Below are 23,447 nucleotides of genomic sequence, written 5' to 3' on the forward strand. Positions count from 1 at the left end.
TCCTTGGGGGAGTGCGCGGCGGGTTCTTCGTGCGGACCGGGGTCAGTGGGCAATGACCACGCTCGCCTCGGAGGTGTTGACCCGGAACGTGAGGGTCTCACGCAGGTACAGGTCCACGGTCTCAGCCGTGTGAGAGGAGTAGCCGATCGCGGTGTCCAGACCCAGGTGCAGCTCGTAGTCGCCACCGCGCGCGGAGAGCAGCAGGGCGTCGTCGAGCGCGGGGGCCCAGATGATGCTGCCGTCGCCCAGGATGCGGGAGATGTGGTCGTAGATCGGGTAGCCGTGGTCGGTGGTCTCCGTGACCTCCGTGTAGAGGTCCGCGGGCAGCAGCAGGTTGTACGGCCCGGCCACACCGGCCAGCCGCAGTTCCGTCTTGGCCTTCGCCACCGCGTTGGGAAACTCGCGGACGTCCTGCGGCATGGTGACGCGGCCGTTGTCGCTCGCGGGCGCGATGCCCTGGATCCCCGCGGCGTCCGAACCGTAGAACACCGTGCGGTCCTCGGCGGAGGCTAGGGCCACGGCGGCGTCCTTGACGGGCTGCCAGTCCGGGTCCGTGGCGCCGCGCTCGACGTCGTCCACGTCCGAGCGCTTCACGGTGAACGGCGCGCGCAGCTCCACCACGCGCACCACGTGGCGCTGCAGCGCCTGCACGCCGCTGGTGTCCGCCTCGATGCGACTCACGTGGCCGGTGCCCAGCGCAGAGAACTCCGCTCCGGCGGGCTCCGGCATGTCGACGACGCGGCGCGCGGCCACGCGAGCCCGGAAGGTCCTGCGGGCCTCGTCCTCCATGTCGGACCAGGCTGCGGAAGATATGGGGGCGAGATCGCGGTACAGGTTGTTCATCGTCAGCTCCTTGGATCAGGTTGTCGTGTGGTGGGTCCGGCTCGTGTCAGGGCCGCTTGAGGCTGCCGATGCCCAGGGAGCCGTCCGCTGGGGAGGCGGACGCGGCGTCGTCGTCCGGGGCGTCGGCACCGGAGGAGGTGTCCTGGGCGGGAACCGTGGTGGGGTCGTCCAGGAAGGACCTGGGCGGGGCGAAGAACAGGCCGCCCGTGACCGCCGTGGAGAAGTCGAGGATGCGGTCGTATGTGCCCGGCGGGTTGCCGATGAACATGTTCTCCAGCATGGTCTCGGTGACCGCGGGGTCCGCGGCGTAGCCGATGAAGTACGTGCCGAACTCGGCCGAGCCGACCTCGCCGAACGGCATGTTGTCCCGCATGATCTCGCGGGCGTTGCCGTCCACGTCGTCGAGGTCGTTCAGTGCCACGTGGGAGTTCGCCGGCTTCTGCTCGTCCGACATCTCAATGTCCTCGAGCTTCGAGCGCCCGATCACCCGCTCCTGCTCACCCGTGGACAGAGCCTCCCACTCGTCCATCTGGTGCAGGTACTTCTGGACGAGCACGTAGCTCCCCCCACGGTAGGAGGGGTCCTGATCCCCCACCACGGCGGCCGACTGGGCGTCCTCGTCCTCCGGGTTGGCGGTGCCGTCCACGAAGCCCAGCAGGTCCCGCTCCTCGAAGAACTTGAAGCCGTGGACCTCGTCCTGCACCCGCGTGTACGGGCGCAGCCTGCTCATCAGCTGCTTGGCGAGCTCGAAGCACACGTCCTGTGTGCCGGCGCGCAGGTGGATGAGGATGTCCCCCGGGGTGGCCGGTGCGGAGTGCACCTCCCCGTGGAACTCCCGGAACGGGTGCAGGTCCCTGGGCAGCGGAGCGTCGAAGAGCCGACCCCAGGCGTCGTGCCCGATGCCCACCACGCACAGCAGGTTGCTCGTGGGCACACGGAACGAGACCGCCTTGGTGAGGTCCGAAACGCCGGTCAAGACATCCGCCACCTGGGCCTCCGCGCCCTCGTTGACGGTGAGGACCAGGAACATGGCGGCTTTGGCCGGTGGGGCCACGATCTTCTGAGTGGGCATGGTGCCTCCATGGGGTGAGCGGGCTACCGTTGCGGGCCGATGACTGATCCCACAGTAACGCCCGAGCCCACCTCCTTCAGTGGGCCGCGCCCGTCTCGATGAGCAGCACGCCGCCCACGATCAGCACCAGCCCCAGGCTCATGACCCACGTGAGGGGTTCCTTGAAGACGAGATGGCTGATCACCGCCGTCAGCGCCACCCCGGCGGCGGCCCAGATGCCGTACGCCACCCCGAGCGCCATGCCCTGGGCCAGCACCGCCGCCAGCAGGGTGAAGGCGGTGAGGTAGCCCGCCACCACATCGATCCACCACCTCCCACCGCCCGCGCTCGCCATGCGCAGGCAGACCGTGGCGGTGACCTCCGAGAGGATGGCCAGCGCGAGGAGCAGAAGCGGGAACGCGGTCATCGGGTGGCATCCGTTGCGGTGGGAGTCGAGCGGATGCTCCCGGGCGTCCGGCCGTCGTCCGCCCCGCTCTGGTCCACCCCGCCCCGCCTGTCCAGCTGTGAGCCGACCTCCACGAGCAGCACGCCCAGCATGACGGCCACGAGACCCACGCCCATGAGCAGGGTGATGGGTTCGCCGAAGATCAGCATGGACATCACGGCGGTGGCGGCCACCCCGGCAGCGCCCCAGATGCCGTAGCCCACACCCAGACTCATGCCGTTGCGCAGCGAGACGAACAGGCAGACGAACGCGCCCACGTAGCCGAGCGTGGCCAGGGCGTAGAAGCCGGGCGACTCCACGGCGGCCTTCATGGACACCGAGCCGGTCACCTCGCAGCCGATCGCGAGGACCAGGAAGAGCCACTTCTTCACGAGTCCGCTCCCTCTGCCCCGAGGCCTTCCGCCGTGGGGCCGTCCCCTACCAGGCCCAGGGTCAGGTCCACGACGGCGCGCCGGTGGCCCTCGTCCAGGTCCAGCATCCCGAGGCAGCGGTCGATCCACGCACCGTCCGCCACCAGGCGGGCTGCCACGATGTTCGGGCGGTCGGAGTCCCCGAACCACTCGCTCATGCGCTCGCTCCACCGGGCGGCAAGCTCGGGACGCAGCCGTGAGTCTGCGAGGACGGCGAGGTCCGCCGGGTCCAGCTGGTTCAGCAGCGCGAACTCCACGTAGGCGCGCAGGCGGGTGATGGCGTCCGGGTCGGGTCCCGCGCGATGCATCAACTCCGTCTCCCAGTGGTCGAGCAGGTGGTCCACCACGGCCATAGAGAGCCTGTCCTTGGTGGGGAAGTGGTGCACCACCCCGGGCTTGGTGATGCCGACGGCGCGCGCCACGGCGTCCAGCGTGAGGGCATCCCCCGCGCGCAGCACGTCCAGGGCGCGGTCGAGGATCTCGGGTTTGGTCGTCATGCGGTGCAAGCTACCATACGTATGGTAAGCATCGCCGGGCTGGCACGTGCCGCGAAACACCGTGCGGCTCGGCGGGAGCACGTGCCCGAGAGCGTCCCAGTGACCGCGGTAGATCTCCTCGGTGCGTGCTCGGCTCGGCAACCGGCGGTCGGCCACCGGTGCGATGACCCCCTCTGAACGGCGGTCACAACCCCCTGAACTGCTCCACTACGTCCGTCGCGGTGGTCTCCCGGCACGCCGCGAAGCCCGTTCCGGCCCACAGGTTCAGCCCCGCGGGGTCCTGCGCGGAGGCCGCCCGCAGCGGGGCCGTCATGTGGTGGACCTGCGGGTAGCCGCTGATCTGCTCGGCCTCCAGCCGGTCGGTGAACGCGTTGCGCAGCGCCCGAGCCGCCCGCCCGGAGAACACCCGGGTCACCACCGTCTCCCCAAACCTCCCGCTCAGCAGTGCCTCGCGGTGCGCCGGTTTGGTGCCCGCCTCCTCGGTGGTCAGGAACAGCGTGCCCACCTGCACGGCGTCCGCGCCGCGCTCCATCAGGTCCTCCGCGGTCTCCCGGTCTGCCACACCGCCCGCGGCGATCAGCGGCAGCGCCGTCGTCTCCCGCACCGCACTCACGAGGTCCGCGGTGGAGATCTCCAGGGGGGTTTTCGCTTGGCCGTGGGTGGCCCGGTGGCCCCCGGCCTCGGTCCCCTGCACCACGATCGCGTCCGGGTCCAGGACCAGCGCCGCGCGGACCTCGGCCTCGTCGGTCGCGTTGAGCACCACGACCGTGCCCGCGGACCGCAACCGGGCGACGTCGTCCGGGGACGGCAGCCCGAACGTGAAGGAGACGAACGGTACGGGGTGGGTGGCGAGGTGGTCGAGTTTGGCGGCGTAGTGGTCGTCGGAGAACTCGCCGGGCTGCGGCGCGGCCACGCCCAGCTCAGCAGCCACCGGGGCCAGTGCGCGGGCGTAGGCCTCGAGCTCCCCAGGGTCGGACGGGCCCTGCTCAGGGACGAAGAGGTTCACACCGTAGCGGTCCGTCTTCACGGCGACCTCCCGGATCTCCTGTGCCATGGCCTCCACAGTCTTGTACCCGGCGGCGAGCATCCCCAGCCCGCCGGCCCGGGCCACAGCGACCGCGAGCGCCGCGGTGGACGGCCCGCCCGCCATGGGCGCCTGGAGCAAGGGCACGGGCAGTTCGCTCAGGGGGTTGGTCACGGCGTCTCCTTAGACTGGCGGGCATGTCCGCTTCCCATGATGCTCGCCCGGGTGCCATCGCGTCCTCTTCGAGTCCCCCGGCTGCTCCGATTGTTCCAACCGCCTCGGCTTCCCCCGCCGACGACGACGCCCGCCCCGTCATCAAGGTCACCGGCGTGGTGCTGCGCCGGGCCCGAGACGGCCACGTGCTGACGGTGCGCAAGCGCGGGACGTCCATGTTCATGTTCCCCGGGGGCAAGCCCGAGGCCGGGGAGTCACCCGTGGAGGCGGGCGTCCGCGAGGTGCGCGAAGAGCTGGGGCTCGACCTGTACCCCGCGGACCTGATGACGGTGGGCGAGTGGCACACGGACGCCGCGAACGAGCCGGGCCACGCCCTGCACAGTCACGTCTTCCTCAGCACCGTCCCGCTGGAGGGCACGCCGACACCCGCAGCCGAGATCGAGGAGCTGCGCTGGCAGCCGCTCGACGGCGTGGAGGACGTCGAGGACCTCGCGCCCCTCTCCCGGTGGCATGCGATTCCGGCAGTGCGGGGGATGGGAATCTAACCCCGGGAGTCGTCGACCGCGGTCTTCTCAGCAGGCGGTATCTGCCCCGTGTTCTCCAGCATTCGTAAGCGAGCCCTGCGGCTCAAGAACTGGATGATCACGCTGAACGTAGCGAACGCGGCGGTGTAGGTCACGTAGTACCACCCGAACTCGTGGTCCGGAACCATGAGAATGATGAACGCGGTAAACCCCAAGAAGAAAAAGAAGTACACCAGCCATGCCACGGCCGCCCGCCACCCCGTGTGCGGGTAGTAAGGATCTGCTCTCAGAATCTCCTGCCGCCGGGGCCGGGACTCGCCGGAGGCCCCGCCGGGGCGCCTTTCGCGGAGACCGCTCCGCCATCCCGTTGTAGATGCCACTGCCGCTCACCTGTTCCGATCGTTCCACAGGAAATCTCCCGAGCAATCACCGTCTCAGACCCGTCTCCGCCGGGACAATGGCCGTTCGGCCAGAGTTTCCGAGGGCAGGGGCACTGTCCCGAATACAACGGGGCAGTGGCGCTCCGCACGGCAGGCGGGGAACGGCGTCGTCGTCCCCCGCCCGGCGCATCAGACCGCAACTACGCGCTACTGCGCCGCGGCGGGCACCTGCGGCTCCTCCGGGCGGGCCGCCTTGCGGACCTGGAGGGTCCCGTGCAAGCCCAGCAGGATGAACCCGGTGGCTATCACGAGGGCCCACTGGGTGGCGTGGGAGAATCCCGCGACGGTCAGTGCGGAGGGCCACGCCGTAGCCGACGAGCGGCAGCGCGACGAGCCATGCGGAGGTGCTCGGCCCCATGAGCAGGGCCAGCACCACCACGCCAACCACCTCGAGACCGAGCCCGATCAGCACTATCCCCGGCGCGCCGAACCGGGCGGCCAGGTGGCGGGCGGAGGCATCGGAGATGAACGCGCCGACCGCCATGGCGGCGGCCAGGTGGCCCCACGAGAACGTGCGCAGCTGGAAGAGGTCCAGGTCCAGCAGGGCGGACCGGCGGACACGAACCCACGGGACGTCCCAGGGAACAGGGCGTTCACCGTGGACAGGGTGGACGGCATGATGAACGCCGCATCCAGCGCCTGGACGGCACGAGCTGCGATCAGTGTCCCCGCCGTGCCGGACAGTGCCGCAAGCAGGCTGCCCCGGCGAAGACCACGAGCCCCGCGGCGAGCGCGCCGAGCGCAATCCAGTCCCTGCGGCTCGGGGCGGGGTCGTTCTCGACGTCACCCGGTTGCGGTTGCGCCGCAGGTGTCCGCGCCGTGGTCAGGCCTCCAAAGATGGTTCGTGCCGGTGCGCCGTCCCGTGGGCTCCTGCCCGGCGGCACCTGTGATGGCGCGAACTCTATCCGCCCGGTCCATGCGGGTGCATCTTCCCGTGGCGGCGTGAGCTCAGGTACGGCGCATGACGGTGGCCGCGTCCACGGTGACGTCCCCCGTGCCCGGGACCGCGGCGTCGTCGTCCGTGAGGCCCGGAAGGGTGACGTCCCAGAAGGGCGTGGGGGCCGTGATCCCCAGGTCCTCGCGGGGGACGGCGTGGGTGTCCTGGGAGCGGTCGTCCACGGGGGCGCGCAGCAGCGTGGCCGTGGCCCAGCCGTGGGTGAGGAGGTAGTGGTCGCTGTCTGGCTCCTCCGGGCCGGTCTCCGCGCTGTAGGTGACCGCGATGTGCTTCTCGTCCCCGCGGCCGATCTGCGCCTGCACCGCCCCGAAGCTCGCCAGGTGGGCGGGCTTGAGACCGCGCAATCGCCCGGGGACCACGTCGGGAACGTTGAGGTTGAGGATCCACTCGTCGAAAGGCCGGTCCTCCCAGTGCTCCAGCGCGAATCGGGTGACCAGCAGGGCCGTGTCCCAGTGCTGCGGCGCGCCGGACGTGATGGACACCGCGATGCCGGGGATCCCGTGGGACGCGGCCGTCAGCACCGCACCCACCGTCCCCGAGTGCAACGTGGCCCTGCCCGTGTTGGCCCCCAAGTTCACCCCGGAGAGCACCATGTCCGGGCGCTTGCCGAACGCGCCGTAGGAGGCCAGGAAGGCAATCAGAGCGGGGGCGGCCTTCACACCCACGCACTCCACACCGTCGGGCATGTTCGGCGGCGCGGCCTCCACCAGAGCGATGCGGCCATCGACCTCCTCGCCGGACAGCGAGGCGCTGGCACCCGAGTACTCCTCGGCGGGTGCGGCCACCTTCACCGTGTGCCCCCGATCCAGCGCAGCGCGCACCAGAACCGCGAGCCCCGGGGACGAGATGCCGTCGTCATTGGTGACCAGGATGTGCATGTGCACCATGGTGACACGCGCCCGTCACGCGGACCAGAGCCCGGTACTCGGGCCAGGCCACCCAGGAGGACCAACCCGGTCACGCTTCACACGGGCCGAACTGCCCGCGATCACGTCCGGTCAGGGTGCACTGGGCGTCAGACCGAACTGCTCGGCGCGTCGAGCCGGAGCCGGGTCGTGGCACCGAATCGGAGAACCACAGGTCAAGCACCCGGAACGTCAGGACAGCGTGCGCACCGTGATCTCGCGGGCGAACTTCTCGATGGTCGTGCGGTTACCGGTCCCCAGGCCGCGGCGCGCCACGTTCAGCGCTCCCGCTGATGCACCGAGGGCCACGGCCTCCACGAGATCGAGACCGCGCGCCAGACCCACCGAGATCCCCGCGGTCATCGAGTCCCCCGCCCCTCGGTGGTCCAGCGGTGTGATGGACGGCGCGGAGACCTCCCGCACGGAATCCTTCTCCACGAGCAGCGCGGGGTCCTTGGCGCGTGAGATCACCACGGCGCCCGCACCGCGTTCGAGCAGCATGTGCCCGGCGCTCACCAGGGCCTCCGCGGTGTCCTCCGCGACGAGCTCGAGATCGAGCACCTCTTCGTGGCTGATCTTGAGCACGTCCACGTTAGCCGCCACGGCCGCCAGTGCGGGCTTGCCGCTGAGGTCCGCGACCACGGTGGTCCCGGCATCCCGCGTGTCCCGGATAAGGCGGCCGAAGAACGACGCCGGCACCACGTCCCCGGGTTCGGCCCCGGTGACCGTGAGGACGTCCGAGGCGAGCGCGTCCACGAACGCCGTGCCGTAGAGATCGTCCAGTTCATGGCGGGAGAGCTCCGGGGGCGGCATGTGGGCCACGGTCTCCCGGTCCTCACCGCGCAGGTCATAGACGTATCCGCCGTTGCCGTACCCGTAGCGCACAGCATTGACCTGCATGCCCAGCCCGTCCAGCATGGTGCGGATCAGCGAGCCCAGTTCTCCGCCGAACGGCCCGCTCACGGACACGTCCGCCCCCAGCGACCCGGCCATCCGGGCCACCCACAGCCCCTGCCCGCCGGGGTGCATGTGCACGTCCGACTCGTGGGAACTACGGTTGCGATGCGCAGCGGGTTCCGTGATTTCCGTGATCAGCAGCGGAGTGGGAACCAGGATGGAGATACGCGGCTTGGGGCCGGGGCGGGTCTCGGTCACGAACGAAAGCTACATGACACGGGCGCTGGTGAACAGCACACCAAGGTGTCACCATGGTGGGATGAACGTCACCGCACCGGTTCGTATCGTGGAAGGTCAGGCCGCCAGTGAGCACACGCTGCGCGCCCTGAGCGCGTACTTCAGCGAGTTGAACAACCGGATCGACGGCGGTTTCGATCCCGAACTCACCGAGGTCACCGGCCCGGAGGACGTCACTCCGCCGCACGGGGATTTCTTCCTCATGACGGATTTGGTCACGGGCTCGGTCATCGCGTGCGGCGCGGTGCGCAAACTCGACGACGACCGCGTGGAACTGCGCCGGATCTGGGTCACCCCGGAACACCGCGGACAGGGCCACGCGCGCACCCTGGTGCGGGCACTCGAGAACAAGGTGCGCGCTTTCGGCGCCACCACGGCCGTGGTCTCCCTCAACGAGGAGATGACCGAGGGGATCGCGATGTTCCGCAAGCGCGGCTACGAGCCCGTGGATTCCTTCCACGACGCCACCACGGCCTCGGTCTTCCTGGCCCGCCAGTTGTAGCCCCACCGATCGCAGGCCAGCAGTCATAAACCCGCAGGGTATGAACCCGCCGAGCTGTGAACCTCAGTCGCGGGCCTCGCGCGTCTTCTTCTGATTGGCCTTGTCGATCGCCTCGACCAATTCGTCCTTGGTCATGTCCGAGCGTCCCGTGATGTCCAGTTCCTGGGCGAGTTCGTACAGGTGCTCCTTGCTGGCGTTAGCGTCCACCCCGCCGGCGGTGTCCTCCGAGTTCAGGCCGCCCTTCTCGGCGCTGTCGTCCGAGGGCCCGTTGTGCTCCTTGGGCTCCCAGTGGTCCCCGACCTTCTCGTGGGTGTGCTTGACGGCCGACCACGCGGTGCGCGCCGCCCGGGCGTCGTCGTGGTATTCCTCCTGCGCCGAGTCGTAGGTCTGCGCGAACGTGTCCTGTGCCTTCTCGTCCGAGCGTTGCAGCGTGGACGGGATCTCGTCCTGACGCGCGTGGCCGTTCTTCTTCGCCTTGGGCACGGGGGCCTCCTCAGAGCGTTCGGGTGTCACTGGTGGCTCGATCCTACGCGCCGCCGACGCCGCTGCGACAGGCCCGCCCGCTGCTTGAGTCAGTGCCACTCAGCTTTCGTGCGTCAATGACTAGCACTTCCGCCGACAGCCTGCTACATTAGACGTTGTTGAGTCACAGAGACTCAAGAAACGTGATGGCTCCACGCGGGTAATCGACCGGTTCGCGGGGCACAGCACGTGGGTGCCGCAGAGTGAAGGAGTAATCGTCATGGCTACATTCGACCCGTTCTCCGAGGTCCAGAACTTCGCCAACCAGGTCCTCTCCGGCCGCAACGGCCTGGAGCAGATGCCCATGGACCTCTACCGTCAGGGCGCCAACTATTACCTCGCCGCGGACCTGCCGGGCATCGATCCCACGAGCGTGGACGTGGACGTGGACGGTCAGCTGCTGACCATCCGTGCGCAGCGTCGTCTGCCCTCCGCGGAGAAGGACACCAAGTGGATCGTGCGCGAGCGCCGCAGCCACTCGTTCGTCCGCCAGCTCAACCTGGGCCAGGGCATCGACACGGAGAACATCACCGCCGCGTACGACAACGGCGTGCTGACCGTGACCATCCCCGTGTCCCCCAAGTCCCAGCCGCGCAAGATCCAGGTGGCCACCGGCCAGGAACACCACGACAACGTGGTCCTGGAGCACGACAAGGGCTCGGACGAGGACCGCTCGCAGAACGTGCAGAAGGACTCCGAGGGGTCGCAGGACTGAACAGGGCCGATCAGGACCGGCCCTTCACCGGCGCTGACCGGCGAATCCACCCGGTCGGAACAAGCCTGCTCAATCGGGGGCTCACCGCCCCATGACATGGCTGTGCCCCGCAGGTCACCCTGCGGGGCACACTCATGTTCACCGCGGGGTCAGCGGTTCATCCACCGCACCACGTGGTCGAGGTCCTCGGACGCGCGGGAGGACCAGACCATGAGCGCGTACACGTGCGGTCCGCCCTCGCAGACCACCGCGGTGGTGTCGACGTTTGCTCGCACCAGCTCGGCCACGAACTCCATGGTGTCCGGGTAGAGCATGTCCCGGTCACCCTGCAGCACGAACGTGCGGGGCAGTCCGCGCACGTCGCCGAAGGCGGGGCTCACCATGGGGTCGGTGACGTCCCGTGTGCCGGCCCACCAACGAGCGGCGGCCCGAGCGCCGTCGGTACCGAGCATGTGGTCCGCGTCCCGGTACGCCTCGATCTGGGGGTTCGTCACCGTGGTGTCCACCCACGGGGCCATGAGGATCAGACCCGCCACGCCGAGATCGTCCGCGTCCCGCAGTCGCATGGCCTGGGCCAACGCCAGACCACCGCCGGCGGAGTCACCCGATAGGAAGACCCGTGGGCCGAACGAACGGGCCAGGTCCCACACGCCGTCGGCGAGTTCGAGCGCCTCGTCCACCGTGTGATCGGGGGCGAGCCCGTAGCCCGGCACCACCACGGTGACCCCGGTGCGCTGCATCAGGGCGTCGATCCAGCGCCAGTGCACCGTGGTCATGGGGTTCACGTACGCGCCGCCGTGCCAGTGCACGACCACCGGGGCGTCCGCCCGGGTGATGGCTGCCTTGGGCCGCGCGACGATGACCGGGTACCCGGCCACCATGACCTTCTCGAAGCTCGCGCGCTTGTGCATCGCCTTGTGCGGTGCCGCTTCCTCGCCGCGCACGGCCAGGGACTCGAGCAGCTTCTCCTCGGAATCCAGCACATCCGGGAGCACCCGCAACGCCTGGTTCGTGGCGCGCAGCACCGGGTCCGCGGCGCGCACGATCACGTCCGCGGCCGGCTTGGCGGCCCGATCCTCGGCGATGCACGTGCTCGTGGAAGCCGCCGCGTGCCGACCGCGACGCCGCTGGGTCCCCGCGGTCCCGGGCGTTGCGGTGTCTTCGCGGGAGCCCCCATTCTCGGCAGCGCCCGCGAGCTCACCGCGGCGCTGGGCGTCATCAGCCACGGCACCGAGAGGGGCCCCGGTGGCATGGTGCTGCGCGGCCGAGCGACGCTCGGATCCCCGGTGGTAGGTGGCACGGTGATCGGCCGCGGTGCGGTGGTTCCCGACATGACCGTGGGTCCGCTCGCCGACCCCGGCACGGTGACCGTGCGACGCCGTCCGACCGGAAACACCGGCCGCACCGGCCGCACCCGCGGTGGCCACGGCGGCGGTCGCGGCGTGCTGCCCGTGACCGGACTTTCCCCGGCGCTTCCCGGACACCGCGCGATGGCGACCGGTGACGGGGGCGGACCCGGCGGCGTCGCCCGCGGAGACCGTGCCGGGCTGCCCGGCACCCTGCGCGGCGAGGGACTCACCTTCGACGTCCACGTGCGGGAGGATCTTGTCCAGCCAGCGCGGGAGCCACCAGGCCTTCTCGCCCAGCAAACGCATGACCGAGGGGATCAGGAGCATGCGCACCACGAACGCGTCCAGGAGAACGCCCATCGCGAGTGCGAAGCCGATGGGCCGGGTCATGGCCATGTCCGCGAAGATGAAGCCCGCGAACACGGAGATCATGATGATCGCCGCGGCGGTGACCACGGAGCGGCCCGCCTTGAAGCCGTAAACCACGGCCTGGCGCGCGGGGTGCCCGTGGGCGTAGGCCTCGCGCATCCCGGAGACCAGGAACAACTGGTAGTCCATGGCCAGGCCGAACAGGATGCCGATCATCAGCGTGGGCAGGAAGCTGAGGATGGGCCCGGGATCGTGCACGCCGAACACGGCGCCACCCCAACCCCACTGGTACACGGCCACCACGGCACCGAAGGCCGCGAGCACGGAGAGCAGGAAGCCCAGCGTGGCGATCACCGGGACCAGGATGGAGCGGAAGACCATGAGCAGCAACAACAGCGAGATGATCAGCACGACGCCCAGGTAGAGGGGCAGTTTCTCGCCCAGCAAATGGGAGACGTCGATGTTCGCCGCGGTGGTGCCGGCTACGCCCACGTGGACGTCCTCATTGGCCTGGAGGTCGCCGTTGAGGTCCCGGATGTTGTTGACGAGTTCCTCGGTCTCGGCGTCCGCGGGTCCCGAGGAGGGGATCACCTGGATCACGCCGGTGGTGTTGTCGTCCGTGGTCACACCGGGGAGCACGTTGGCCACGTCGTCCTGCTGCGCCAAGCGGTCCGCCACCGTGTTCATCGTGTCGGTGGCCTCGGCATCGTTGAGACCCCCGGGGAGGTCCACGACCACGGCGAGGGGTCCGTTCTCACCCGCACCGAAGTCGTCCGCGATGCGCTGGTAGGCCTGGTACTGGGTGCTGTCCTGGGGTTCGGTGGACGCGTCCGGCAGGCCCAGGCGCATGGTCTGGGCCGGCAGCGCGAGCACGATGAGCACGGCCGCGCACGCCAGGGTGGTGATCCAGGGATGGCGCAGGTGCAGGGGGACGTCGTGCTCGTCGATGTTCTCCTCGCGGGGCGCGGCGTCCCGCACCTTCCTGGGCAGCACACGCCGCCCGGCGAGGGAGAGCAGAGCAGGGGTGAGTGTGAGGGTCAACAGCAGGGCGACCGCCACGGCCACACCGGCCACGGTGCCCATGAGTCCCAGGAACGGGATCGCCGTGACGTTCAGAGCCACTAGGGCCACGATCACGGTCAGCGCCGCGAAGAACACGGCGGTTCCGGAGGTGCCCACGGCCATCCCGATGGATTCCCGCACGGGCATACCTCGTCGCAACTGCTGCCGGTGCCGGTTGAGCACGAACAGGGAGTAGTCGATGCCCACGGCCAGGCCCAGCATGACGCCGAGCATGGGCGTCACGGACATCATGTCGATCACGCCGGAGAACGCGAGGGTGGCACTCGTGGCGATGGCCACGCCCAACAGCGCGGTCAGCACGGGCAGCGCCGCGGGGACCACGGCGCGCAACATGATCAGCAGCACCAAGGCCGCGATGATCACGCCCACGATCTCCGCCGGACCCACCAGGGAAGAGATGTCCTGCGCGAGCTCCTGGGAGAACTCGGCGTCCACGCCGTCCACGGGGTGGTCCTTGATGGCGTCCATCACTGCGCTCTTGGTGTCCGATTCCACGGAGGTCTGGTCCACCGAGAAGCTCACCACGCTGATCGCGGAGTTGCCGTCCCGGGAGACCACGCGGTAGTCACCCATGCGTTCCATGGCCCGTTCACCCTCTTCGAGCTGGGCCTTCTGCTGGGCGATCTGCTGCGGGTCGATCCCGCGTTGCTGCAGGATGCGCTGTTCGCTCACGCCCGGCGGCAGGTTCTGGCGCAGCTGTGCGAGTGCTTGCTCGCCCTGTTCGAGCTGCTGGCGGCCGTCCCGCAACTGCTGCCGACCGTCGTCCAGCTGTTGCTGCGTCTGGAACGGGTTGCTCGTGGAGGCCACCTGGTCCACGTCCTCGGTGGCCTTCAGAGCCTCGGCGATGCCGTCCTTCTGGGCCTGCGTGAACTCGGAGCCGTCCTCCGTGAAGAACACGACGCGCCCGGTACCCTGGTTCGCCTCCGGGAGTTCGTCCTTGAGCCGATCCGCGAGGTTCTGGGTCTCGGTGCCCGGGATCGTGATGGCGTTGCTCAGGTTCACACCCGACATGGCGACCCCGCCCACGGCCAACGCAAGCACCGCGAGCCATACCAAGATCACCGCCCACGCGTGGGAGGCTGCGCTCTTGCCCAGCCTGTACAGAAGTCGTGCCACGGGATTCTCCTACTGAATCGGAAGTTCTCTGGTGGGTGCGTCGCGCGGAGCGGCGGCTGATCGGTCCATGGGTGCTGTGCGGTTGTCGACGACGCCGCGGCGCCGGTCTGCGGTCTCGGCCCCCGGCGTCGGGGGCTCGTCGGTGGTGCTGGTCAGGGTTTCGGGTCGGTGCGCGGCATCAGGAATCGAAGCCCCGCCCCAGGACGCCGAGTGCGGTGGCCAACAGTTCGTCCCAGATCCGGCGACCCCGCTCGTCCAGCCCGCCCCCGGTGCGCGCAACCCATTCGTCGAGGCACTCAGCGAACGAGTTGATGAGCGTGGTGGCCACCAAGTGCGTCTCGAAGGACGAGTGCTGCGGCAGTCGTTCGCGCAGCACCTCGTTCAAGCGGTCCACGGCGGTGCGGGTCACCCTGAATCCCCACAGCGAGGCCGCGGGGGTGTCCTGCAGGTCCACGGAGAACACCGGTTGGAGTTCCTCGATCAGGGTGTGGGTGCGCAGCGATCCGATCAACTGCCGGTAGACGTCCCCCAGGGAAACGTCCGACGACGCCGCTGTCGTACCCTTCGGGGTCGTCGGCTCCGGGAGATCCCGCAGCACCCCGTCGATCAGCCCTGCCACGAGTTCCGAGAGGTACTCGAACACCGCGTCCTGGGCCGAGGGGAAGTGGTTGAAGATGGTCCGGCGGGAGACCCCCGCCCGCGCGGCCAACTCGTTGACGGTCACGCGGTCGGTGCCCAGCTCGGTGGCCAGTTCACCCGCGGCCGCGATGATGGCCCGCCGATTGCGCAGCCGAATGGCTTCGCGCTTGTCCTTGGGCTCCCCCGATCGAGGCTCACCCGAACGGTCGTCGGCGCATCCGGACAGCAACGTGGTCAACACGTGATCCATCGTACGGCAGTAATTGCACTGTGTGCATCTTCTGGTGAGGAGGCTCTCATCACCTCCCCGCCAAGTCTGCGTACGTCAGTCCTCGAGGGATCGATGGTGGGGGCGTCGGTCCCTGGAACGTCGGTTGTCGGAGCGTCCTGCGAGGTATCCCGCCCGCACGTGATCCGGGAGCATGCCACCACCGGTGAGCCAGGCCAGATGGGTGGCCCCGTCGGGGATCTTCATCGGGTTCTCCCCCGCTCCCTCGTGGGCGACGCGCCGCAGGGCGTCCAGGGCCGCGGCGGCCGAGGGCTCCACCACCATGCCCTCCGCGCCATGCAGGCTCCTGACCTGGGACAACATCGCCTCATCCGTGCACGTGACGTAACCGGCGAGCAACCCTTCCACGGCTCGACCCACGAATCCCGAGGCCCGCCCCACCGCGAGCCCGTCCGCCACCGTGCGGGTGTCCAATCCCAGCTCGGCCACCGAGATCCCGTCATGACGACCCGTGTACACACCCAGGAGCATGCACGGCGCCCGGGTGGGTTCCACGAACACACAGTGCACTGCATCCCCGAATTCCCGTTTCAATCCGTAGGCCACGCCGCCCGGGGCTCCCCCGATGCCACATGGGAGGTACACGTACAGGGGATGCTCAGCGTCCGCAGCGACACCCAGGTCATGTAACTGCCGGGCCACCCGCGCCCCCGCCACGGCGTACCCCGCGAACAGGCTCAGCGAGTGTTCGTCGTCCACGAAGTGCACCGACTCGTCCGCCTCGGCGGCCACACGCCCCGCTGCGACGGCTTCCGTGTAGTCGGTGCTGTGTTCCACGACCTCCACTCCCCGCGAGCGCAGCAGATCCTTCTTCCACTGTTGCGCGTGTACGGACATGTGCACCGTGGCCCGCAGCTCGAGCGCCGCGGCGATGATCCCGATGGACAGCCCCAGGTTTCCCGTGGAACCCACGACCACGCGGTGCTCCCGCATGAGCCGGCGGAAGGGCTCGGCCCCGAACACGGTGTAGTCCGGTCCGGGCCGCGGTGGTTCCGGCAGCAGGCCGTGGCGCACCGCGAGCGTCTCGGCGTACTGCAGGACCTCGTGCACCCCGCCACGGGCCTTGATGGAACCGCTCACGGGGAGGATGTCGTCACGTTTGAGCAGGACCCGCCCCGTCCGGATACCGCTAACGCGCTGCCACTCGCCGGCCTCGTCCAATGGCGACTCGATGAGCCCCCGCGCGGGCGCGGTCTCGGGGAAGGTCGCCGCGATCCAGGGCCGGAACCGCTCGAGGCGCGCCGCGGCGTCGTCGACCAAGGCCGGGTCCACCCCGGAAGCCGCCAGCCCCCGGGCGCTGTCCACCGCGGGATTCCACCATGTCAGGGGTTCCTCCCGGGCCAGCCGGGACAGCACGGGATCCGACGCACCCCTTGACCCATGCTGCATCGGCGGCTCCGTGGTGGGTTCGATCTCCGGCGTATCCATGGCCCCATCATGGCGCGGCATGCTCTCACAGGCCACCGACCGGGCTCAGCCCCCGAACTCCCGGTACTGCGCGGCCAACCGGACGGGAGCATTGGGGGCGCCGAAGCCCTCGTAGCCGCCGCGGCGTTCCACGACCTCCACGAACACCTCGCCCAGCGTGGCCGTGTAGAAGTGCAGGAACTCCCCGTGCTCGTCCCGGTCGTAGAGCAGCCCGTGGGATTCGAGCTCGGCCACGAACTCGGGATCCAGATCGAAGCGGGCCACGAGGTCCTCGTAGTAGTTGCGCGGCACGGGCAGGAAGGCGAGCCCGCGGCGTCGTGCCCGGCGTGCCACCGCGACGACGTCCGAGCACGCGAGCGCCACGTGCTCCGGGTAGGCCGCGCCCGTGAAGGCGCCCTGCTCCGCGGCCATGGGCGCCACGTTGAGGGGGATCCGCACGGTGTTGCCCTCCGAGCGCATGACCTGCGAGCGCACGAGTCCGGACGGCCCCGCGACCTCTTGCGAGGACGTGGGATGCAGGTTCAGCAGGGACGTCAGGAACAGCACCGCCTCGTCGTAGTGCTGCCACGGCTGGGCCAGGTTCACGTGGTCCACGCCCGTGATCAGGGCGCCCGACGCCGCGTCGTCCTGGTCCGCGCCGAACTCCCCGAGCCACGGGGGCACCCCATGGTTGCCGTGCGGGCCGAAGAATAACTCCGTCCCGTCCGGCGCGAGCACGCCGTGCAGCACGGTCTCGTCCGGCTGCTGGGCGCGATCCACGGCCCGGGCGAGCAGGCGTTCCGCGCGGTACGCGGCGAGGTCGGGATCCGTGACCTGGAAGCCGAGGGCCGCGAGCCGCGTGGGCTGCACGGTGGCCCCCGGGTCCTCCGAGACCACGATCCGCACCGGCCCCTGCGTCCACGCCTGGACCGAGTCCTTGGAGCGGTGGTGCCCGGCCAGGGAGAACCCCAGCTGATGCAGCAACCGGGTCACGCGCCCGAGCTCCCGGGTGCGCAGCTCCACGAAGTCCCAGTCGTCGGGGGTCTGCGGAGCGGGCAGATCAGTGAGCACGAGAGGCTCGCGCTCGGGTTCCCCGCCCGCGTCGCGCACGGCGTCCGCGGTCTGGTCCTCGAGCCAGCGCAGGGACCGCAACCCGTCCACGGCCGTGCGGTAGACGTCCGCCTGCCGGAACGAGTCGTTGAAGATCTCGAGGGACACGGGCCCGGCGTACCCGCACTCGTGCAGGCGGCCCAGCAGGTCCACCAGGTCGAAGTCCCCCTCACCCGGGAAGACCCGGTGGTGGCGCGACCACGAGAGCACGTCCTGTTGGAGCAGGGGCGCGTCCGCGAGCTGCACGAAGAAGATCTTGTCCGGGTCGCACTTTTCCACCCCGGCCACGGTGTCCCCGCGGGAGAAGATGTGGAAGCTGTCCAGGCACGTCCCAACCCGGGGGTGGTCCGCGAGTCCCACGATCCGGTGTGCGTGGCGCCAGTCGTTGACGTGCGCGCCCCACGCGAGAGCCTCGTAGGCCAGGTCGATCCCGTATTCGTCGGCGACGTCGCCCGCGGTCCGCAGCTGCTCGGCGATCGCCTGGTCGTCGTCCAGAACACCGGTAGCCACGTTCGAGCACACGAGCAGCACCGTGGTGCCCAGCCGGTTCATGAGTTCGCACTTGGTGCGCAGTCGGCGCAGGGAATCCGGGAACGCCTCCGGGGCCACCTCCACGCCGTCGCGGAACGGCTGGTACATGTCCAGGGAGAGCCCCAGCTCCGCTGCGAGCTCTCGGAGTCGTTCGGGCGACGACGGCGAGACCACCAGGTCCGGCTCGAAGACCTCGATCCCGTCGAACCCGGCGGAGGCCGCCGCCCGCATCTTCTCCTCGAGGGTTCCGGACAGGCACACCGTGGCGATACTGGTCCTCACAGGGCACCCTCCTGTTTCTCGTGGCTACGCTCACCCTCGGGAGCGGACGCGGGGACGGTAACGGCGTCGTCGCCCTGGCCGGTGAGCTCCAGGAAGTGCCGGCGCATGCGGGCACTGTCCGGGGCGACCCCCGTGATCAATGCAAATGCATCTACCGCTTGCCCCACGGCCATGTGTCCACCGTCCAGCACCGAGCACCCGAGAGCCCGCGCCGCCCGTACCAGGGGCGTCTCGAGCGGAAGGTAGATCACGTCCGCGACCCAGTGCTCCGGTCGCAACAGACCCACGTCGAAAGGCGTCCCGGGGTGATGGTGCATCCCCACCGGGGTCGCGTTGACCACGCCGTCGGCCGCCGCGATGTGCTCCGTGGCCTGTTCGGCCGTGACGGCTTCCACCACCGCGTCCGGGTAGCGGGCGGCGAGTTCGCTCGCTCGCTCGGCGGCGCGGGCCACGTCCACGTCCACGAGACACAGCCGCTGCGCACCCAGGGACAGCAGGGCCTCGGCCACCGCGGACCCCGCCCCGCCGGAACCGAATTGCACCACGGACCCCACGGTCACGCCGGGCAGACCGTGCCCGAATCCGGTGGTGAACCCCGAGCAGTCCGTGTTGTACCCGATGAACTTTCCTTCCCGGATGAGCACCGTGTTCACGGCCTGGATGGCCTCGGCGCGCGGATCGATCTCGTCCAGGTGCTCGAGTACGAGCTGCTTGCACGGGTGCGTGATGTTGAAGGCGTTGAACCCCAGATCACGCCCGGCCCGCAAGAGGTCCCCCACACTCGTGCCGGGGCGTCCGATCACCCCCAGGTCCACGGGGCGGTAGAGGTAGCGCAGACCGTGCCGGTCCGCTTCGGCCTCGTGCATAGGCGGGGTGAGGCTCTGGGTGATGCCGTCGCCGATCAAACCCACCAGGTAGGACTCGTTGCGAGTGGACATGGGACTCCTTCCGGGGAGTGTGTGCCGTGGTCAAGAGGTGCGAATTCAGGGCCCGGGGAGCCCGGATCCGAACATCAGCTGCGCTGCGGAAGCACCACCGCGAGTCGGTCCGCGGCCTCCCGCAACAGGGGGACGTTCTGGATGAGCTCAGTGGGATCGCACCGGTGTACGGGCGCGGCGAGCGCGAGCGCCGCCTGGAGGGGAGCACCTGGGGACATGACGGGCACGGCCAGGGCGGCCATACCGTCGTCGTGCTCCTGGTCCTGCAGGGCCCACCCCTGCTCCCGGACCTGCGTGAGGATCGCGCGCAAGCGCTCGCGGTCGGTGAGCGAGCGCTCCGTGCGCGCGCTGAGGTCGAGGGACGCCACGAGGTCATCGCGGACGCCCGGTGCGGTGAAAGCCAGCAGCACCCGGCCGAGCGCGGAGGTGTGCAGCTCCCCCCGGTCCCCCGGGTCCGTGGTGATGCGGTGGTGCGGGCCGTCCACGGTGTGCACGGTGAGGAAACGGTCCCCGTCCAGCACGGCCAGCAGACAGCTCTCACCGGTCGCCTCCACGACCTCCCGCATGACGGGCAGTGCGGTGCCGGCGTAACCCCTGGCCGTGGCCGCCTTCTGTCCCATCGCGAAGAGCAGCAGACCCAACCGGTACTGCTTGGTCGCGGGCTCGTACTCCGCGTACCCGGCGTCCACGAGGGTGCTCAGCAAGCGGTAACACGTGCTGAACGCGTAGCCGGAGTCCGCCACGAGTTGCCCGGCGGTCGCCCCGTGGGGGTACTCGGCCAGCATCTCGAGCAGCGCGAGCCCCTTGCGCACGGTTCCCGAACGGTCAGCGGCCCGGGACCGGCTACCGGCCCCGCCCTCCCCGGACTCCCGACCCGGTTTTCGGTCGCCTTCTCGCTCCGGTTCCCAGCCGGATTCCTGCTCCGGTTCCTGGGCCGGTTCCTTGACCGCCGACGCCGCGACGCGCGACTGCGATGCGCTGGGGCTCACGCTCAACTCCTGATTCGCTGACGGACATTCTTCTCGACCACTTGACGAACAGTGTGACCCACACCATTCTTGGTTTCAAGTATTCGGAAGTGATTTTCATTATTTGGCAATTGCCAACGCGATGACGCCCCACGGAAGGACCCGCTCATGAGCACGACCCCAGGACCGGATCAGCCGATCCACCCGCCGGCCCCGGCGGCGTCGGCGTCGTCGGGACAACTGACCGACTCACGCCCCGAGAACGTCAAGACCCCCAAGAAGGCGGCGCTGGCCAGCTGGATCGGCTCCGCGCTCGAGTACTACGACTTCGCGGTGTACGGCACCGCGGCGGCGCTCGTGCTCAACCACTTGTTCTTCCCCAAGGACGCGTCCCCGGGTGTGGCCATCCTGTTGGCCATGGGCACCGTGGGCGTGGCCTACGTGGTGCGGCCGCTGGGGGCGCTCATCATGGGCCCGCTCGGTGACCGGATGGGACGCAAGTTCGTCCTGATGCTGACCCTGTTCATGATGGGCGGCGCCACGTTCCTGGTCGGGTGCCTGCCCACGTACGACCAGGTGGGCCTGTTGGCACCCGCCCTGCTCGTGCTGTGCCGCGTGATCCAGGGCCTGTCCGCCTCTGGTGAGCAGGCCAGTGCCATCTCGGTGTCCCTGGAGCACGCCGACGACCGCCACCGTGCGTTCACCACCTCGTGGACCCTGCAGGGGACGCAGTTCGGCACCCTGCTGGCCACCGCCGTGTTCATTCCGTTCACTCTGTTGCTGAGTGAGGAGCAGCTGTTCAGCTGGGGCTGGCGCGTCCCGTTCTGGATCTCCGCCGTGGTGGTCCTGGTCGCCTACCTGATCCGCCGTCACCTGGAGGAGCCGCCCGCCTTCGAGGACGCCCAGGCCGAGACCCCCGGCGAGAAGCCCGCGACCCCGCTGGCCCTGATGCTCAAGTACCACAAGGCCGCCGTGATCCGGATCGCCGCCGCCGCGCTGATCAACACCGTCAACGTAGTGTTCCTGGTGTGGTCCCTGTCCTTCGCGACCTCGGTCGTGGGCCTGGAACGCTCCACCATGCTGTGGGTGTCCGTGCTCGCCAACTTCGTGGCCCTGTTCACCATCCCCGTGTGGGCGCTGCTCGCGGACCGGGTGGGCCGCAAGCCCATCTTCGTAATGGGTGTGATCGGTTCCTCGCTGCTCATGTTCCCCTATCTGGGCGCGGTGTCTTCCGGTAACTGGGTCCTGATCTTCCTCCTGGGTGCGGTGCTCTCCGGCGTGTTCTACTCCATGGCCAACGGCATCTGGCCGTCCTTCTACGCCGAGATGTTCCCCACCCGGGTGCGCGTCTCCGGGCTCGCGCTGGGCACGCAGATCGGCTTCGCGATCTCCGGCGGCGTGACCCCCTTCCTGGCCACCGCCGTGGCCGGCGCCGAGGGCGACGCCTGGCTCAACGTGGCACTCGTGGTCTGCGCCGCCGGTCTGATCTCGGTGATCGCCGCACTCACGGCCAAGGAGACCAAGTCTCGTTCGCTGCGCAACATCGACGACCTGCACACCAGCCGCACGGAGGCACTCGAGGTCGTGGCACTGGGCAAGCGCAACGCCGCGGGCCGCTGATTCCGAGCTCTGGTCATCGCACTGCCATTCCGTGGAAGGCGCGGTCGGGAGCTCCCCGGTCGCGCCTTCCGTCTGCCCGCCGTCAGGTGCGGTGGGTCGCGGAGGCTGCGCAGCGTCGTCGTCCGAGCACGGGGACGACGACGCCGCGCGGCCCCGTCCTCAGACGTCCCGGCGGCGTCCGGGCGGGCGGGTCGCGTGGATGGCGACCGAGACCAGCAGGGCGGCCACCCCGGCCCCGAGGGTGAGCAGGAACCCGTGCCGCGGCACGACCGACAGGACCCCGCCCAGTGCCGAGCCGAAGGAGACCCCCAGGACCAGGCAGGTCGTGAGCATGGTCATGACGCTCGCGATCCGGTGGGACGGGGCCACGCGCTCACCGCGCGTGTAGGCGCTGACCAGGATGGAGCCGACGCCCAGGCCGATCACCGTGAACAGCAGCGCCAGACCCACCGAGCCGGGGACCGGCAGCAGTAGGACGGACACCAGCACCACGAGAAGTGCTCCGCCGGCCACGCGCCATGCGAGCGGCACGCGCTCCGGGAGCCGGGACACCAGCACGCTCGCCACGGCGCTGCCCAGCCCCATGAAGCCGTAGATGATGCCCGTGTAGGCATCGGTCCCTCGGGCCGCGTTGATCGCGGTGAGTGCGGTCTGCGTGGAGCCGAAGACCGTGCCCACGCACAGGCACGCGAGCATGGGCGGGAGGACAGCCTTCAGGCGGATCCGTGGGGCGGTGCCGTCGGTGGGGGTGGGCGTCTGCGCGTCCACCCTCATGCCGCGGCGGCTCACCAGGTAGGCGATGAAACACCCCTGACCCACCACGACCCACGTCATGAGCACCAAGAGCGCCGGATTCGGGCCGAGTACACCCACCAGGATCCCGGCGATCACGGGCCCCAGGATGAAGCTGATCTCGTCGCACGCGGTCTCGTACCCCAAGGCCTTGCCCACCAGGCCGGGGGTGTCCCGGCGCCTGGCCAGGGCGGACCAGCGGGCCCTCGCGATGGCTCCCACCTGGGGGTTCGCGGCGCCGACCACCGCGGCGCACACCAGGATCAGTGACCGGGGCGCGTCGTGAAGGACCACGGCGAGCAACGATCCCATCCCGAGCAGTTGCACCACGGTGGCCGCGAGCACCACGGGCAGGGGTCCGAAGCGATCCACCAACCGCCCGATCACGGGCGCGCCCACGGCGGAACCGAGTCCCGCGGCGGCCACGGTGATCCCCGCGAGCCCCAGGCCCAGACCGGCCCCGCTCACGTACAGCAACAGACCCAATTGCACCGTGGCGGCGGGGAGCCTGCCAACCAGCGCGGTGATGAGGAAGGGCCATCCGCCCGCAGCCGCGAGGGACAGTGAGTCCCGGGCGGGTTCAGGGACGGCGGGTGGGCGAGTGCTCACGGATTCTCCTGGGTACGACCGACGCCGCGCACCCGACCACACGCGCGGATAATCCCCTGACGACACCTCGATGCTACCCGGGGGCCATCGGGCCGCGGTCTCTACTGCACCCTCGTGGCCCAG

The 23,447-nt window shown here is 69.7% G+C and carries 21 protein-coding genes; 4 read left to right on the forward strand and 17 right to left on the reverse strand.

Annotation, left to right across the window (positions count from 1 at the left end):
• Nucleotides 1-42 precede the first annotated feature (42 nt).
• The 6 genes from RF650_RS08180 to RF650_RS08205 form a co-directional block, all read right to left on the reverse strand.
• Nucleotides 43-843 (reverse strand): family 1 encapsulin nanocompartment shell protein, encoded by an 801-nt coding sequence (locus RF650_RS08180; RefSeq protein ID WP_131333751.1) that lies wholly within the window; start codon nt 841-843, stop codon nt 43-45.
• A 46-nt stretch (nt 844-889) separates the two neighbouring features.
• Nucleotides 890-1,915: a Dyp-type peroxidase gene (locus tag RF650_RS08185; RefSeq protein WP_131333752.1), complete on the reverse strand. Its 1,026-nt coding sequence runs from the start codon at nt 1,913-1,915 to the stop codon at nt 890-892.
• Nucleotides 1,916-1,991: 76 nt separating this feature from the next.
• Nucleotides 1,992-2,321 (reverse strand): multidrug efflux SMR transporter, encoded by a 330-nt coding sequence (locus RF650_RS08190; protein ID WP_368814622.1) that lies wholly within the window; start codon nt 2,319-2,321, stop codon nt 1,992-1,994.
• Nucleotides 2,318-2,731, reverse strand: a complete 414-nt coding sequence (locus RF650_RS08195; RefSeq protein ID WP_368814623.1) for a multidrug efflux SMR transporter — start codon at nt 2,729-2,731, stop codon at nt 2,318-2,320. Before RF650_RS08195 ends, RF650_RS08190 begins: the two co-directional genes overlap by 4 nt.
• Nucleotides 2,728-3,267: a TetR/AcrR family transcriptional regulator gene (locus RF650_RS08200; RefSeq protein ID WP_131333755.1), complete on the reverse strand. Its 540-nt coding sequence runs from the start codon at nt 3,265-3,267 to the stop codon at nt 2,728-2,730. Before RF650_RS08200 ends, RF650_RS08195 begins: the two co-directional genes overlap by 4 nt.
• Before the next feature lie 184 nt (nt 3,268-3,451).
• Nucleotides 3,452-4,465 carry a nitronate monooxygenase family protein gene (locus tag RF650_RS08205; RefSeq protein ID WP_131333756.1) on the reverse strand — a complete coding sequence of 338 codons (1,014 nt, stop codon included), beginning with the start codon at nt 4,463-4,465 and terminating at the stop codon, nt 3,452-3,454.
• A gap of 23 nt (nt 4,466-4,488) precedes the next feature.
• On the opposite strand from RF650_RS08205, the gene RF650_RS08210 reads away from it, so the two are divergent.
• The gene (locus tag RF650_RS08210; protein ID WP_131333757.1) at nt 4,489-5,010 is read left to right on the forward strand and encodes an NUDIX domain-containing protein; all 522 of its coding nucleotides are present in this window, start codon (nt 4,489-4,491) and stop codon (nt 5,008-5,010) included.
• Here RF650_RS08210 and RF650_RS08215 read toward each other — a convergent pair.
• The 3 genes from RF650_RS08215 to RF650_RS08225 form a co-directional block, all read right to left on the reverse strand.
• Nucleotides 5,007-5,234, reverse strand: a complete 228-nt coding sequence (locus RF650_RS08215; RefSeq protein WP_311254160.1) for a hypothetical protein — start codon at nt 5,232-5,234, stop codon at nt 5,007-5,009. The genes RF650_RS08210 and RF650_RS08215 overlap by 4 nt on opposite strands.
• A 1,143-nt stretch (nt 5,235-6,377) precedes the next feature.
• Nucleotides 6,378-7,262: a 5'/3'-nucleotidase SurE gene (gene surE, locus RF650_RS08220; protein ID WP_368814624.1), complete on the reverse strand. Its 885-nt coding sequence runs from the start codon at nt 7,260-7,262 to the stop codon at nt 6,378-6,380.
• A 219-nt stretch (nt 7,263-7,481) separates the two neighbouring features.
• Nucleotides 7,482-8,444, reverse strand: a complete 963-nt coding sequence (locus RF650_RS08225; protein ID WP_098054638.1) for a 1-phosphofructokinase family hexose kinase — start codon at nt 8,442-8,444, stop codon at nt 7,482-7,484.
• A gap of 61 nt (nt 8,445-8,505) precedes the next feature.
• Between RF650_RS08225 and RF650_RS08230 the strand changes: the two genes are divergently transcribed.
• Nucleotides 8,506-8,985: a GNAT family N-acetyltransferase gene (locus RF650_RS08230; RefSeq protein ID WP_064847130.1), complete on the forward strand. Its 480-nt coding sequence runs from the start codon at nt 8,506-8,508 to the stop codon at nt 8,983-8,985.
• A gap of 63 nt (nt 8,986-9,048) precedes the next feature.
• Here RF650_RS08230 and RF650_RS08235 read toward each other — a convergent pair whose 3' ends face one another.
• Entirely contained in the window at nt 9,049-9,468 is a 420-nt protein-coding gene (locus RF650_RS08235; protein WP_098054689.1) for a ChaB family protein, read from the reverse strand.
• Between the two features lie 259 nt (nt 9,469-9,727).
• On the opposite strand from RF650_RS08235, the gene RF650_RS08240 reads away from it, so the two are divergent.
• The gene (locus RF650_RS08240) at nt 9,728-10,222 is read left to right on the forward strand and encodes an Hsp20/alpha crystallin family protein (RefSeq protein WP_167319000.1); all 495 of its coding nucleotides are present in this window, start codon (nt 9,728-9,730) and stop codon (nt 10,220-10,222) included.
• A 149-nt stretch (nt 10,223-10,371) separates the two neighbouring features.
• Here the strand turns inward: RF650_RS08240 and RF650_RS08245 are convergent, their stop codons facing one another.
• The 6 genes from RF650_RS08245 to RF650_RS08270 form a co-directional block, all read right to left on the reverse strand.
• On the reverse strand, nt 10,372-14,139 hold the full coding sequence (locus RF650_RS08245; RefSeq protein ID WP_368814625.1) for an MMPL family transporter: 3,768 nt from the start codon (nt 14,137-14,139) through the stop codon (nt 10,372-10,374).
• A 178-nt stretch (nt 14,140-14,317) separates the two neighbouring features.
• Entirely contained in the window at nt 14,318-15,019 is a 702-nt protein-coding gene (locus RF650_RS08250; RefSeq protein ID WP_242670519.1) for a TetR/AcrR family transcriptional regulator, read from the reverse strand.
• An 84-nt stretch (nt 15,020-15,103) separates the two neighbouring features.
• Complete coding sequence (locus RF650_RS08255; RefSeq protein WP_368814626.1) at nt 15,104-16,495, reverse strand: D-serine ammonia-lyase; 1,392 nt, start codon at nt 16,493-16,495, stop codon at nt 15,104-15,106.
• Between the two features lie 45 nt (nt 16,496-16,540).
• The gene (locus RF650_RS08260; protein WP_368814627.1) at nt 16,541-18,397 is read right to left on the reverse strand and encodes a bifunctional sugar phosphate isomerase/epimerase/4-hydroxyphenylpyruvate dioxygenase family protein; all 1,857 of its coding nucleotides are present in this window, start codon (nt 18,395-18,397) and stop codon (nt 16,541-16,543) included.
• On the reverse strand, nt 18,394-19,335 hold the full coding sequence (locus RF650_RS08265; protein ID WP_131333766.1) for a shikimate dehydrogenase: 942 nt from the start codon (nt 19,333-19,335) through the stop codon (nt 18,394-18,396). Before RF650_RS08265 ends, RF650_RS08260 begins: the two co-directional genes overlap by 4 nt.
• A gap of 74 nt (nt 19,336-19,409) precedes the next feature.
• Nucleotides 19,410-20,324, reverse strand: a complete 915-nt coding sequence (locus tag RF650_RS08270) for an IclR family transcriptional regulator (protein WP_242670520.1) — start codon at nt 20,322-20,324, stop codon at nt 19,410-19,412.
• Between the two features lie 147 nt (nt 20,325-20,471).
• Here RF650_RS08270 and RF650_RS08275 point away from each other — a divergent pair, with 147 nt between their 5' ends.
• A complete protein-coding gene (locus RF650_RS08275; protein ID WP_312918644.1) occupies nt 20,472-21,923 on the forward strand; it encodes an MFS transporter in 1,452 nt (483 codons plus the stop codon).
• 159 nt (nt 21,924-22,082) lie between these two features.
• Here RF650_RS08275 and RF650_RS08280 read toward each other — a convergent pair whose 3' ends face one another.
• Nucleotides 22,083-23,324 carry an MFS transporter gene (locus RF650_RS08280; RefSeq protein ID WP_193519247.1) on the reverse strand — a complete coding sequence of 414 codons (1,242 nt, stop codon included), beginning with the start codon at nt 23,322-23,324 and terminating at the stop codon, nt 22,083-22,085.
• Between the last annotated feature and the right edge of the window lie 123 nt (nt 23,325-23,447).

Source organism: Kocuria sp. CPCC 205297 (assembly GCF_040981035.1).
Taxonomy (GTDB): Bacteria; Actinomycetota; Actinomycetes; order Actinomycetales; family Micrococcaceae; genus Kocuria; species Kocuria marina.